Annotated in this window: 16 protein-coding genes; 12 read left to right on the top strand and 4 right to left on the bottom strand. The window is 56.3% G+C overall.

Annotation, left to right across the window (positions count from 1 at the left end; genetic code table 11):
* Window positions 1–17: 17 nt before the first annotated feature.
* From FEM03_RS18480 to FEM03_RS18430, 11 genes are all read left to right on the top strand, one after another.
* The gene (locus tag FEM03_RS18480) at window positions 18–962 is read left to right on the top strand and encodes a hypothetical protein (RefSeq protein ID WP_138087775.1); all 945 of its coding nucleotides are present in this window, start codon (window positions 18–20) and stop codon (window positions 960–962) included.
* A gap of 123 nt (window positions 963–1,085) precedes the next feature.
* Window positions 1,086–1,787, top strand: a complete 702-nt coding sequence (locus tag FEM03_RS18475; protein ID WP_138087774.1) for a tetratricopeptide repeat protein — start codon at window positions 1,086–1,088, stop codon at window positions 1,785–1,787.
* Window positions 1,788–1,861: 74 nt separating this feature from the next.
* Entirely contained in the window at window positions 1,862–2,479 is a 618-nt protein-coding gene (locus FEM03_RS18470; protein WP_166442988.1) for a plastocyanin/azurin family copper-binding protein, read from the top strand.
* A gap of 61 nt (window positions 2,480–2,540) precedes the next feature.
* Window positions 2,541–3,200 carry an HAD family hydrolase gene (locus FEM03_RS18465; protein ID WP_138087772.1) on the top strand — a complete coding sequence of 220 codons (660 nt, stop codon included), beginning with the start codon at window positions 2,541–2,543 and terminating at the stop codon, window positions 3,198–3,200.
* Window positions 3,201–3,314: 114 nt separating this feature from the next.
* Complete coding sequence (locus FEM03_RS18460) at window positions 3,315–3,611, top strand: hypothetical protein (protein WP_138087771.1); 297 nt, start codon at window positions 3,315–3,317, stop codon at window positions 3,609–3,611.
* Window positions 3,612–3,726: 115 nt separating this feature from the next.
* Window positions 3,727–5,409 carry a DEAD/DEAH box helicase gene (locus FEM03_RS18455; protein WP_240772832.1) on the top strand — a complete coding sequence of 561 codons (1,683 nt, stop codon included), beginning with the start codon at window positions 3,727–3,729 and terminating at the stop codon, window positions 5,407–5,409.
* A 401-nt stretch (window positions 5,410–5,810) separates the two neighbouring features.
* Window positions 5,811–6,281, top strand: coding sequence for a hypothetical protein (locus FEM03_RS18450; protein WP_138087770.1), 471 nt, complete (start codon window positions 5,811–5,813; stop codon window positions 6,279–6,281).
* 127 nt (window positions 6,282–6,408) lie between these two features.
* On the top strand, window positions 6,409–6,867 hold the full coding sequence (locus tag FEM03_RS18445; protein WP_138087769.1) for a hypothetical protein: 459 nt from the start codon (window positions 6,409–6,411) through the stop codon (window positions 6,865–6,867).
* 124 nt (window positions 6,868–6,991) lie between these two features.
* Window positions 6,992–7,567 (top strand): hypothetical protein, encoded by a 576-nt coding sequence (locus FEM03_RS18440; RefSeq protein ID WP_138087768.1) that lies wholly within the window; start codon window positions 6,992–6,994, stop codon window positions 7,565–7,567.
* A gap of 254 nt (window positions 7,568–7,821) precedes the next feature.
* A complete protein-coding gene (locus FEM03_RS18435; RefSeq protein WP_138087767.1) occupies window positions 7,822–8,367 on the top strand; it encodes a hypothetical protein in 546 nt (181 codons plus the stop codon).
* Between the two features lie 124 nt (window positions 8,368–8,491).
* Window positions 8,492–9,019, top strand: a complete 528-nt coding sequence (locus tag FEM03_RS18430; protein WP_138087766.1) for a hypothetical protein — start codon at window positions 8,492–8,494, stop codon at window positions 9,017–9,019.
* Window positions 9,020–9,071: 52 nt separating this feature from the next.
* On the opposite strand, the gene FEM03_RS18425 is transcribed toward FEM03_RS18430, so the two are convergent.
* Both FEM03_RS18425 and FEM03_RS18420 read right to left on the bottom strand, forming a co-directional pair.
* Window positions 9,072–9,290: a hypothetical protein gene (locus tag FEM03_RS18425; protein WP_138087765.1), complete on the bottom strand. Its 219-nt coding sequence runs from the start codon at window positions 9,288–9,290 to the stop codon at window positions 9,072–9,074.
* Window positions 9,291–9,436: 146 nt separating this feature from the next.
* Window positions 9,437–10,750 carry an outer membrane protein assembly factor BamB family protein gene (locus tag FEM03_RS18420; RefSeq protein ID WP_138087764.1) on the bottom strand — a complete coding sequence of 438 codons (1,314 nt, stop codon included), beginning with the start codon at window positions 10,748–10,750 and terminating at the stop codon, window positions 9,437–9,439.
* A gap of 360 nt (window positions 10,751–11,110) precedes the next feature.
* Between FEM03_RS18420 and FEM03_RS18415 the strand changes: the two genes are divergently transcribed.
* Window positions 11,111–11,929 (top strand): outer membrane protein, encoded by an 819-nt coding sequence (locus tag FEM03_RS18415; protein ID WP_138087763.1) that lies wholly within the window; start codon window positions 11,111–11,113, stop codon window positions 11,927–11,929.
* 139 nt (window positions 11,930–12,068) lie between these two features.
* Here the strand turns inward: FEM03_RS18415 and FEM03_RS18410 are convergent, their stop codons facing one another.
* Window positions 12,069–12,647 carry an NADH-quinone oxidoreductase subunit C gene (locus FEM03_RS18410; RefSeq protein WP_138087762.1) on the bottom strand — a complete coding sequence of 193 codons (579 nt, stop codon included), beginning with the start codon at window positions 12,645–12,647 and terminating at the stop codon, window positions 12,069–12,071.
* A 41-nt stretch (window positions 12,648–12,688) separates the two neighbouring features.
* Window positions 12,689–13,219, bottom strand: coding sequence for an NADH-quinone oxidoreductase subunit NuoB (gene nuoB, locus FEM03_RS18405; protein ID WP_138087761.1), 531 nt, complete (start codon window positions 13,217–13,219; stop codon window positions 12,689–12,691).
* Window positions 13,220–13,297 lie beyond the last annotated feature (78 nt).

The following is a 13,297-nucleotide window of genomic DNA, read 5'->3' as shown; positions in this document are numbered from 1 at the left end:
ACAAACTCCCCCCTCCTATGAAAACATTTCGGCTGCCTCTGCTGGGCTCACTCTTGCTGATCGGCACCATGCTGGCCAATCAACCGTCCCTTCAGTCGGCCATCGTCATTCAGGACGACTTCGACAACAGCAACCCCACCACCGGCGCGACCACCCTGCCCGTTGCCAGTTGGAGTCGATCAGGCAACCTGTCAGAGAGCGGTGGCATCCTCACCATCAGCACCGACGCCATTGGCGGTGGTAGTGCCATGCCCAATCAGTGGAGCGGCAGTGTTCTCTACACCAACAGCGCCCACGCCCCGCTCAATCTCTACCAAAACACCATCAGCGTCGCCATGCGCGAGTTAACCCTGAGCAGCAGTGGTGACCACGCAGGCACCCAGGCCCGCTTTCGTTTCGGATTTATCCCTCGCGACAATCAAACCTACACCAATGTCGGTGCCAACCCCGCCGCAGGTGGCAACTCCTTCGGACAGTTCTATAATAACGGCAACGACGGAATCTCCATCGAGCTCACCAACAACAGTGCCCTCACCGCCACCGTCTTCAGCGTGCGCTCCAAAAAGAACGCAAGCACCTCTGCCACCGACCCCAATGTCGTCGCCCCCAATGGCAGCGGCACCCTCAGCTTCATCGCCACCGGGCTGGACTTCACCGCCACCGCCACCGAATGGAGCCTCACTTTCTACGGCGCCGACTCCGCCACCTCCGTCCACAGCGGCACCTGGTCGCTCGGCGACATGGAAAGCTGGGGCAACGCCACCGACGGCTGGGGCAACTCCTCCTTCATCATGGGCGTGCAGAACATGGGGGCAATCGGTGCTTCGGCCCCTACCGACTCGTTCAATGGCTGGACCACCGCCACCATCGGCAGCCTCTCCGTGACCTCCGTCCCCGAACCTTCCCGCGCTCTCCTCGCTTTTGGCGGACTGCTCCTGCTCGCCGCCCAACGCCGCCGCTGAAGCAATCTCCGTCCGGTCCGGTCCGCCCCCCTTTCCCCTTTCGCGGTTGCCCTTCGCCCAGATTGAGCGACGGTAACTGCCGTGCCCACGTCGTCTTCCCCTTCCCCTTCATCACCCGCACCGATGCGCCTTCCTTCCCAACTGATCGGCCCCATCGTCTGCATCCTCGCCGCCATCGCCGGCCTGGCAGCCCTGGTCAGCTTCAACCCCACCGCGCGCGAGGTGGTGTTGAATACCTCCATCGCCATCTTCACGGTTTTCACCACCCCGTTCATCCTGGAAATCACCAGCGTCATACTCTTCTTCACCGCCCTCCTCACCTACAACAGCTGGCGGCAGCACAAGGACGGCAACGACTGGGTGTATCTCGTCACCCAGGAAACCGAAGACGGCGACCGGCCCCTCTCCCCCTCTGCCTCCCAACGACTGCAAAGCCAGGTCCTCAGCGAGAAACCCGAATTCGCCAGCGAAACCGAAACCGTCATCACCGTTCTCGAAGGTTACCTCGAACTCGGCATGCCCTCCCAGGCCCTTGCTGAACTGCACCAACTTCCTGCGGACAATCCCGACTTCATCCCCCTGCGAGTGCGCATACTCAGCGCCAATTTGCAAACCCAGGAAGCCGTCGACCTTCTCCACCAAACTTTCGAAGCGCACCCGGAAACCTGCCCTCAACTCGTCCAGGCCGCCTTGGAAAACGCCCGCTGGCTGTTGAACCACCTTTCCCGCCGTGACCTCGCCACCCAATGGATCGCCGAGGCCCGGCAACTGCATCCCATCCTCATTTCGCCGGAAGATCCGCTCTTCCCTCTGGCGAACGCGTAACTCATCCTCCAGTTTCCACCCAACTTTTTGCTTTCCGCCGCTTCAATTCTGACTTAACTAACGCTCCCTTACCCATGGCAACCCATCACGACACAAAAGAACAAGAAACCGGCGGCATCTGGAAAGTCATCAACCTCCTCTTCGGCGCAGGATTTGCCATCTTCTCCCTCGTCGCCGGCACCGCTCTCATCTATGGCGGCATCGTCATTCGCAATGGAGGTGACACCGCCCCCGCCAAAGTTGAAGCGCCAGTCGCTGCCGCCGGAGTTGCCGACCCCACCGCCACGGTCGCTGGAGGCACTCCCGTCGTCGACGTCGCCGAAATCCTCATCAAACCGGACACCGTCAACCCCATGGCATTCGACCTGAAAACCTTCAGCGTCAAAGCCGGACAGCCCGTCAAACTCACCTTTGAAAACAAGAGCCCCGTCCCCCTCCCTCACAACTGGGTCCTCGGCGTCTTGGGTAGCAAAGACAAACTCATCGTCGGCGCCAACGCCATGATGGCTGCTCCTATTGAAAAAGGCTACATCCCCGAGATTCCTGAAGTGCTCCACCACACCAAACTACTTCAGCCCGGACAAACGGAGACCATCGAATTCACCGCCCCCGCCGAAGCTGGCGACTACCCCTACATCTGCAGCTTTCCCGGCCACGCCATGCTGATGAACGGCGTCATGAAAGTCGAGTAGCCAGCCGAGCAGCCGCCTCGACTCCCGCTGGCTTTCCCTCTTCCAATTCCGATCGATCTCGATGAACTCGTCCGCCCCTGTTCGCGGTCTCATCTTCGACTTCGACGGTCTCATGGTTGACACCGAGACCGCCATCTACCAGGCCTGGCACGAGCTCTATCAGGAACACGGACACCCGCTCACCATTGAAACGTGGGCCCAGTGCGTCGGCAGCGACTTCGGCCACTACGACCCCGCCGTCGAACTTGAACGGCTCATCCAGCGCACCCTTCCCTGGGAATCCATCACCCAGCGTCGTCGTCAGCGCGTGACCGAACTTCTCCAACATCAGGACACCCTTCCTGGCGTTCGTGAACTTCTCCAACAGGCCTGCGATCACTCCATTCCCTGCGCCGTCGCCAGCAGCAGTTCCTCCAACTGGGTCAACGGCTGGTTGCAAAAGCTCGATCTCCTTTCCTTCTTCCAAAACGTCACCACTCTCGACGACGTCGGTCGCGCCAAACCCGACCCCGGCCTCTTTCTCCACGCCTCAAGTCAGTTAGGCCTTCCTCCCGCCGACCTCCTCGTCATCGAAGACTCCCAAAACGGCCTCCGCGCCGCCACCGCCGCAGGCATGCGCTGCCTCATCGTCGCCGGTGAAATCACCCGCCACCTCGGCTTCGCCCAAGCCTGGCAACAACGCCAATCCCTCCAAGGTTTCAACCTTGAGAGCATCATCTAGGGACCGCGAAGTTTCACTTCGCATCATTCAGTCGCCCCTCACCCATTAAACCAATCCCTCCCCCACCTGTCACAACACCGTCGTTCCTTACCTGCACCACGCAGGAGAACTACCGTGAACCAAAACCTGATCGTCAGCATCGAACAAGCCCTCGCCACCGTTCAACACTTTGCGAACCTCGGATTCTGGCCCGCCACCGCCCTGGTTGAACAACTCGAATGGTGCCTGCGCCGCGCCCGCCGCGAAACCCTCGAACCCTCCCCCTTCCCCCTCTGCATGGCCGCCCTCATGCACCAGCAACACCTCAATCGCGACAGCTACTGCGTGCTCACTCATCAACTGCGCGACATCGAGCAGGAGATGGAACGCTTCGAGATGCAGTCGCTGGAATACGTCGCCCTCTGCGCCTGAACCTCCATTGCATCCTTCCCCCACGGGAGAGGCCCCAATGCAATAGTTTGCAATTCCACGAAAATGGTGGATATAACCCGTCCTACCCCGCCACCACCATTCCCCGCAAAACCTAGTGTCTCCTCATCGTCAAACGGAAGCCCCCGAAAAAGCCAAAGCCAAAAGCAGCCTCTTCGGTCGCATCAAAGCTGGCATCAAGAAACTCACCGGAGGACTCAGCACAAAACCCGTCAGCGAGCCAGCGGCGAAAAAGCCTGCCGAAGCAGCCCCTCCTGCCCGTGAACGCGAACGTGAGCGGGATCGCAGCTCTGATCGCCCACGCGGTCGCAGCGAATCCAGCCGCGCCCCCCGCACCGGTGAACGTGACCGTGAACGCGCTCCACGTCCCGAACGTTCCGAACGCTCCGGTGACCGCGACCGCAACTCCCGTGGCCCGCGCAATGATCGCAACGAACGCTCCGGCCCAAGCTCAGGCTCCGGCCGCCGTCCCTCCCGCAGTAATTCCCAGGACGACATCCCCCGCGAACCCCGCGTCCGTCACGATCCCGAGCCACCCCCACCCGCTCCTCCCGTCCCTGAAGGCCCTTATCCCGCCAACTTCGAAGCCCTCGGTCTCAGCCCCGCCATCCTCGCCGGCATCCGCGACTTCGGTTACGAAAACCCCACCGAGATCCAGGTCAAAGCCGCCCCCATCATCCTCGCCGGCAAAGACCTCATCGGTGCCTCCCAAACCGGCACCGGCAAAACCGCCGCGTTCGGCATGCCCACCATCAGCCGACTCGGCCCTCCCGGCAAACTGCGCTGCCTGATCCTCGAACCCACCCGCGAGCTCGCCGCCCAGGTCGTCGAAAACTTCGAACGCCTCAACAAATACACCGGCCTCCGCACCCTCCTCGTCCACGGCGGCGTTGGTTACGGCAAACAACGTGAAGGCCTCCACAAAGGCGTTGACATCGTCGTCGCCACCCCTGGTCGACTCCTCGATTTCATGGGCGAAGGCGACATCGACCTCAGCGGTCTCGAAGTCCTGATTCTCGACGAAGTCGACCGCATGCTCGACATGGGATTCCTCCCCGACGTGCGCCGCATCGTCGAAAAAACCCCTTCCAACCGTCAGACCCTGTTCTTCTCGGCCACCATGCCGCCACAGATCAAAGGCCTTGCCGACTGGGCGCTCAAAGACCCTTCCACCGTCGAAATCGGCATCCGCTTCTCCCCTGCCGAAACCGTCAGCCATTACCTCTATCCTGTCGCCAGCGACCAGCGCGAAGAACTCATCCTCGAGCTCCTGCGCCGCACCGATTTCCACAGCGTCATGATTTTCACCCGCACCAAGATGGATGCCGACCGCCTGTTCGGTTCCATCCAGCGCGACGGCGAGCACAAAGCCACCGTCATGCATTCCGACATCGGCCAGAAGGATCGCGAAAAAGCCCTCAAAGGTTTCCGTGAAGGTGAATACGAGATCATCGTTGCCACCGACGTCGCCGCCCGCGGCCTCGACGTCAGCGGCGTCACCCACGTCATCAACTACATGGTTCCCGAGAACCCCGAAGACTACGTCCACCGCATCGGCCGCACCGGCCGTGCGAAGCAGGAAGGCGACGCCTTCACCCTCTTCGCCGCCGACGAAATCGGCAACGTCGCCAGCATCGAGCGCCTCATCGGCCAGACCATCGAACGCCGCAAGCTCGACAACTTCCCTTACAAATACACCACCGTCCTCAACAACGAAGACAAAGCCCGCGCTATTATGTTCGGCCGCAAAAAGAAAAGCGGCGGCGGCAAACGCCGTTAGCCCCCATCGGACCACCGACGTGTCGTCGGTCATCATTCATTTCTCTCCCTTCCCCCAGCCACGAGCCCAAGGGACCAGACGCCATGGCATTCGTCTGGGTAATTGCGCCCTCTCCAACGTAGCAGCCGACGTAAGAAGGCTCGCTTTCCCCGGTCGGACCACCGACGTTTCGTCGGTCTCAGCTCTCTTCCTTACCCCCGAATGTAGGAAACTTAAACCCCAATCCTGCCCTCCCACATACTCAATCTGCGCACCCCAAGGGACATACACATGATCTCCCAAATATCCGTGTGGTTTTGCAGGTGAAATCGGATCAGAACTCGAAAAATCTTCAATATTGAAGCATATAGGGTGATATTATTCTTCACAACGTCGTTTTAACCGCCTGTTCGATCAAGAAAATGAAAAGCCACTTCGTCGGAATCTCCATGTGTTTACTGGTTTTCTGTGCTTCGGAACAGGCGCGCGCAGCGACCGACCCTGAACTTGATCGTGTTATCGGAAAGGTCTTTTTGATCTTGGCTGAGCAATACACAGTATCTGGACAGAGCCACGGCCAGCTCAGTCTCTGGGCCAATGCGAAATTAGGGTCAGTGGCCTACCCAGAGTCCAAGGCTAAGGATGCAAAAACAAGATGGGAGACGGAGATGATACCCACAGAATCAGGAATCGTCTTGAAATTCAATCCGCCCTTCAATCCTGATGAAATGCCTATAGAGTGGATGAATTATCATGACGATGAAGCCAAAAAGTTTGTGATTCTCGTTCCCCTTCCAGGGAGAGAAGTCATTTCGATCATGGGAAACTACGGCCCCTCTTTTCCGAGGAAATATGTGGATCAACTGATTGAACTTTCTAAATTCGGTAAGTAGACGAATAAAAGTCGAACAAGACGTGGCTGGCAAGGGCGGAAAAGCCCCCTCGTTCGCTTCGCTCTGTGAGCCATGGGCCGCCGCGCCACCACTTTTGACGTTCGCCCAAAAAACGGAACCCAAAGCCATGAAAACCAACCGATCGGCCATCCTCATCGTCACGGTGCTGCTCGTTATCGCTACAGTCTCTTGCCTTTCGGCGCCGCCACCCGATCCCGCAATCGAAATGAAAGGTTCGGGCATCATCCTTGTCGACGGGACGTCTTCCTACATCTTTGCCAAGGACGGGACATTTAGATCAGACCCACTCGGAATGAGTGGGCGAACTTTCACAGGGAACTGGAAAATTGAACAACCTTCAGCGGGGTCTGCGGCCAAGGTAGTCGTCGAAGCCAAGTGCGGTTGGATCAATGGCCTGAGTCCTAACGACGACTACCGCCGCATCGTATTTTTCATTTATTCAGGAAATACCACCGTATTTGAGCGACCAGAGGTTGTTGGCGGCTGGATGCCACAGAACTATTACAAATGCTATTGGCTGATCGATGAGATGACTAGGCTTACGAAGCCAGCAACTACCAAATAGAAACCATGACAGACACAAACAAGAATGGCGAACAAACGGACGCAGGCTAAGACTTTTAAGGCTTCTGCGCCGTCATCGACACCTCCCGCAAGCCTAGCCTATAGCTCTTAGGAACAACACACTTATGCGCCCTGTTTTTATCCTGTTCCTTCTGTGTTGGGCCCTTAGCCTGCACGCCGATTCCCATATTCCTTCTAAAGCGAAATTTGATGAGGCATTAAAGAATCTAGACGTCAATCCGTCGAAAGATACTTTCAACTCAGCTAAGAAGGAAGTCGACGAATGTATCTGGATAACTGGCGATCAGGGATGGCAGGAGATCCGAGATGAAAAATTAGGACGATGTTCCAAACTTGCTGCTGTTCTGTTCAAGCATTCAGATGTCACCCTCAAGAACAGCATGTCTGCCTTAGAACGCGAAATGATGGCGGTTGGAAGAAATAACATAGACAAATTCAATAGGTTATATGAAAAATATAAGGAGCTGCAGACGAGATTTGATAGGCAACGCCCGATAGAATTGGCTTTAGAAGAGACAATATTCGAAATTAAGTTTAACTTACGGCGATACTATAAATCACCGGAAGACCAACTCGCAGGCATTGAGATAATCGGTCAACACATATCAGACGAGACATTGATGAGGCTTATCCGCAGTGATCAGGGAATTCAGCAACCTGAAAACGAGGTGAAAAATTAGGTTGGGTTGCATTAATACACCCCAAGGGACAGACCCATGATTTACTCACGTTACCAGACTTTTGGAAAGCGATTCTTCGCGGGCATCGTGGATTCTATCGTTTTCATTCCTCTCGTGGTCGCAGACTCATTGATCCTACAGGAAGGTCGCCCTGTTCTTCTGTTGGCAGGATGGACGGTGATTTCATTTATGAGTTACAGTGTGTATTCAGTAATCGTTCCAAGGGACAGACAAATGATTTAGCACCAACTTCCATGCGCTTCCTCATTCCAGTTTTGTTCGTTGCAGGTTCATTGGCCTTCGCAGATTCTCCCGGAGACGCCACCGACACGCCAGACGTTGTCGCCAAGATGGTTCAGGGGCTTGCGGCTTCGAAGCTCGATCACTTGACCTCGAAGACTTACAAAGACGGAGATCGGGAATTTTCGTATCACCTGAAGACGATTGATTACCTTGGCACCGTTCAGCGAGACGAACATCGCTACACGATTGCGGCCGCAAAGTTTCTCCGATCATCAGCCAAGGGCAGTGCGTATCCTCCTGCCAGAGGCCACGGGTTTATTATCGTGTTTGATGAGGCTTTCGATGTCGCCACGCATGGACGGATGGACTTTGCCGACTATTACATGGATGGCCACGTCTTGAAGGTTGGTGAGACCGTAGTCGCTGACTTCGGCAGCACAGATCCAGTGATTCGGCATCATGGATGGCTGCTTGACTCGGCCTTTATGCCTTATCCATTCGCGGACCGGATTTCCGAGGCCGATTGGCAGTCCGGAGCCTTCCGCAAGGAACCATGACGATGACGCCGCCACCCAGACCAAAGGCGAACCCTCAAGTTGGCTTTGGTCGCGAGTTCTACGTAGTAGACAACGCATTTTCAATTGCCATCGCTGAGCCTGGTCATTAACAATTCCAACTCTCATGCGTTTGGTAACCTTTTTCATCGGCACGTTTGTTCTGCTCACGCTTGCCGACGCAGTCACCACCCGCCTTGGAATCCAGGCAGGACATTCCGAATTGAATCCGTATTCTGACACACGATCCCTATGGACATTATTGCGCCCAGAACTCCTGATTGCCGTTATCGGAACTGCCTCGGTCGCCCTCGGTTCCTTTCTTTTGCATCGCAATGCCTTGCTAACAAGCGCCCGGGATTCGCAGACCTTTCGCACCCAGTTCTGGCAGGCATCAAACCTTCCCTGCGCCATTCTCGTTTTTCTACCCATGGCAATCGCTGTCGGTCGCCTGCTTCCCGTCACCAGTAACCTGCTGTTGCTCACATTTGGCTACAGCCCATGGATCTCCTTCATTCACAAGGTTTCCCGCCTGGTCGATCTTCCCCTTCACAACACGATGTTTCTCGTTCAAGGAGTCCTATTCGGCCTTCTCGCGATGCCGCTCACCGAACTCATTCGACGCCTGATGAGGACCGGCTCAAATGTTCAGTGAGATCGCCAAGGGACAACCTCCACCTGTCCATCCCTTTCCAGTCTATTCCCTTTCACAAACTCAAAAATTCCTTGATCGTTGCCACCCGCCACTGCAACGCCCGCACCAGTTCATGTTCAGGAGTTCCTTCTTTACGTCCGGCCTCCGTCCAATTCTCTTCTCTCACCTCCAATTCCTTCCTCGCCTCATCCAGCAATTCGCGAGTGCGGGTCCATAGCTTGCCCTGATCCCGCGTCGATCTCACCTCATCCATCAGCTGGGTCAGCTCCATGATCTGCTGGCGGGTTTCGTGATTTATTCTATCCGCAACACGCCCCGTCGACACATTCATCCACCCCCAAGCCATCCACATAAAAAAGCCGATCCCAACCAAGGTCAGGATCAGCCAACATCTTCTCAATCCGCTCATTTAATCACTTACTTCAGTTCCCAGCAGCCACCTTCGGTGGTGCTGCGGGCAAAGATGCGATTGTAGGCCAGCACCGGATAACTCCACACCTTGCCGTCCACCAGGGTCTCACGCTTCAATTCCTTGTAAGCCTTCGGGTTCGCCTCGATAAACACCACCTCGCCCTTGTCGCTCAGCGCGATCACGGTGTCGCCGCTCAAGATCACTTGTCCAGGACCAAAACCCTTCTCCTGCCACATGTCCTTGCCGGTGCGGATGTCGACACAAGCCACCGGGCCATCGCCATATTCCTTGAAGCTGAACATGCCGTAAAGATAGCCATCCTTCACCACTGGAGTGCTCCAATGATTGAAGCACTCGTTCTCACGACGCCAGATCATCTCGGCACTCAAACCCGTTCCGCTTTTGTTCACCTTGAAAGCGCCCGCTCCCACGCCATAACCGGCCGAGCAATACACGATGTCTTCAAACACCACCGGCGAGGCCGCCGTGCTCACCTTGTAAGGGAAATCACCGCGCCACAATACCGTGCCCTTGGCTGGATCGACGGCCACCAAACCTTTTTGCGTGAAGAAGATGCACTGCCTCACTCCGTGAATGTCCGCCATCACCGGAGTTGCATGAGTCATCTCATCGTCCTCGCCCTTCCACACCACCTTGCCGGTCTTCTTGTCCAGCCCCAGCAAACCTTCGCCCTTGCCGCCGCCTGCCATGAGCAACACGTCACCTTCAATCAATGGCGACGCCGCATTCTGCCAGCGGATGTTTTTACCGCCGTTCTCCTTCATCACCTCGTGCTTCCAAACTTCCTTGCCAGTCTTCGCATCCACCGCCGTGACGACCAGATTGGCATCGATCACGTAAACCATCCCGTCGCTGAAGGCCGGGGTCGAACGTGGACCGTCACCACCTTTGTTGTCCGCCGTGCCTGAATCGCCACCGCCATCATACTTCGTCACAATCGACAAAGGAGCGGCCCACAATTCCTTGCCGGTGCGCACCTCCAACGCCAGCAACACTTCGGTCGGGTTGCCCTCAAGCTCGCGTTTCACCACGGTAAACACCTGCGTTTCTCCAACCGTGAAGGAACTGAATCCCATCGGCGTCTCCACCTTCCACACTTCACTCAACTTCGCCTTGGACACGTCCGAGACCGTCAACGCAGGCGCAATGCCATTGTTCACGCCACGAAATCCCGGCCAGTCGGCCACCGACTTCGATGGCAACTCCGCCATCAAAAACGACGAAGAAGCAGAAGATACCAAAACACTCGCAGTCACAAGACCGCCCAGCAATGAGGATTGAACCGATCGCGAAAACATGGTGATTAAAAAATTTACAGGGTCTTTTATTCTATCTAACAACGCAACAACACCCGACAAACTTAGATCTGGCAAGGTCGTTTCAGGCAAACAAATCGCCTCTTTTTCTGCCAGCAAGGTGGGCTGCTGGCAATACAAAACGCCCCGCTCTCCAGCTTTCTATCCCTGGCCTGCCTCCGCCCAATGTTCTTCATTTTGTCACCTCATCGAATAATTATCTGCCGGGAAAAAAGTAAATCCACCACACCTTTTCATCCGAATCACTCCCGCGCCCCACCGCTTCAATGGAACCACTTGCTGGCACTGCCCCCCAAATGCCCGCAAACACCTTATCAAAAACCAAACAAAACAAACACAACCATGAAGCTAACCACCTCTCTTGCGGCGTTCACCTCCCTGCTGGTCGCCTCGGCCATCAGCACCACCACCTTCGGCGGCGAAACCGCCTCCGCCAAAATGGAAGCCATGACCATGGCCCCCACCGAACCTCCGTTCTCCTGGACCGGATTTTATCTCGGTGTTCAAGTCGGAGCCGCCTTCAACCCCAGCGATGATGACGGCGTCCTCGACTTCGACACCGATCTCGACGGCAGCTACGGCGACCGCATCGCCGCATTTGGCGACAACTTCGAAGGCAACTTCGACGAAAGCCTCACCTTCGGTGCCCATGCCGGTTACGACTTCCAGATCGATCGTTTTGTCATCGGCTTCCTTGCCGACATCAACAAAACCGACGTCAGCCAGGAACAAAGCGGCTTCTCCAGCACCCCCGCCTTCTACACAGAAAAGCGTGAACTCGATTACCTCGTCACCGGTCGCCTTCGCGCCGGTTATTTGATCACCGATCGTTTCCTTGCCTACGTCACCGGCGGTCTTGCTTATGGTGATGTTGAATACAGCTATCTCACCGACACCCCGGCGACCGTTCGTTCCCGTAACGAACCCAGCGACAGCGACAACATCGGTTATGCGTTCGGTGGCGGCCTTGAAGCCCGCATCACCCGCAACATCTCGATGACCGTGGAATACCTCTACACCGACCTCGGCGACAGCGACTACGTCACCAACCTCAGTGGCCCTGCCGCCTTCTCCGCTCGCGCTGGATCAACCGATTCCCGTGGTTCCGACCGCGACTTCGACTTCCACACCTTGCAAGTGAAGTTGTCCTACCGTTTCTAATCAATCACGGAAAGACCACCGGTAATATTTCCCCCAAAACCTACTAAAAACCAACAAGTCGGCGTTCCTCAAAGAGCGCCGGCTTTTTTGTTGTCCAGCCAAGACCGCGAAGTAACTTCTTCGCATCAGTCATTTATCCTCACCCCTCAAACGTCTTCGCGCGAGGCTCACGTTCAATGGTATTCGCATCCATCGGTGACGTTACAAACGGTCCACCTTCCAGCGGTGCAATCCCGGTAAATGCCACTTCCGGCATCTCACTCGCTTTGCCTGCCAGCGGGAACTCCTTGCGCAGCGGGAAGAACGGATAGCCTTCCCACATCAAAATGCGCCGCAGATCAGGGTGACCCGCAAAACGAATCCCCATCATGTCAAAAATTTCGCGCTCATGCCAGTTCGCCGTCGCCCACAAATCGGAAACCGTCGGCACTTCGTGCTCCTCATCCACCAAAGCCTTCACCCGCAAATGCGCGTGATGGGTCAGCATCCCGTAGAGCTCATACACCACTTCAAAGCGCGGCTCCATGTCGCCATGATCCACGCTTGAAGCATCAATCAGAAAATCAAACTCCAGCGTGTTCTTGCAGAAGCTCATCACCTCTTTCAAGCGGCCCAGCTCCACCGTCACCCACTGCTCGCCACGAAACTCGCCCGAAGTCACCATCGCGGGACCAAACTCCTTTTTCAACGCCTCAACCAGTTCTGCAGCGGTCTTCATAACATCACATCAAGTCAGACTTTCAACCATCAACTCAATCTCTAGCCCATCTCCGACACCATCTCTTTTTTCTGTTCCAACAGCGAGCTCTCGCCTTCGATCTTGCGCTGCAAACGAAAGAAGCCTTCCAAAAGCGCCTCAGGCCGTGGTGGGCAACCTGAAATGTAAACATCCACAGGAATCAACCGGTCAATCCCCTGCAACACCGCATAACTGCGATACATCCCGCCGCTGCTCGCACAGGCACCCATGGCAATGCACCACTTGGGCTCCGGCATCTGATCCCAAATCCGCTTTACTGCCAGCGCCATCTTGTAAGTCACCGTTCCCGCCACCACCATCACATCCGCCTGACGCGGTGAAAACCGAAACACTTCCGCCCCAAAGCGCGAGATGTCATACCTCGAAGACGCCGTCGCCATCAGCTCAATCGCGCAACAGGCCAGCCCCATCGGCATCGGCCAAAGTGAGTTTTTGCGCATCCAGTTGATCGCCGCATCCAGCCGCGTAACAACCACGTTGCTCTCGATTTTCGAATCGTAGCCAAAAGGGGTAATCGTCGTTTCAGACATAAGCCGGGCAAGTTTGCAGAGGGTGAGGGCTGCGATCGCATTCTACGCCCTCCCCTCAGGGACCAGCAACCAGTTTGT

Origin of the sequence: Phragmitibacter flavus (genome assembly GCF_005780165.1) — a bacterium.
GTDB lineage: Bacteria > Verrucomicrobiota > Verrucomicrobiia > Verrucomicrobiales > Verrucomicrobiaceae > Phragmitibacter > Phragmitibacter flavus.
Note: the sequence above shows the minus strand (reverse complement) of the source record. Positions and strands in the feature narration are given on the sequence as shown.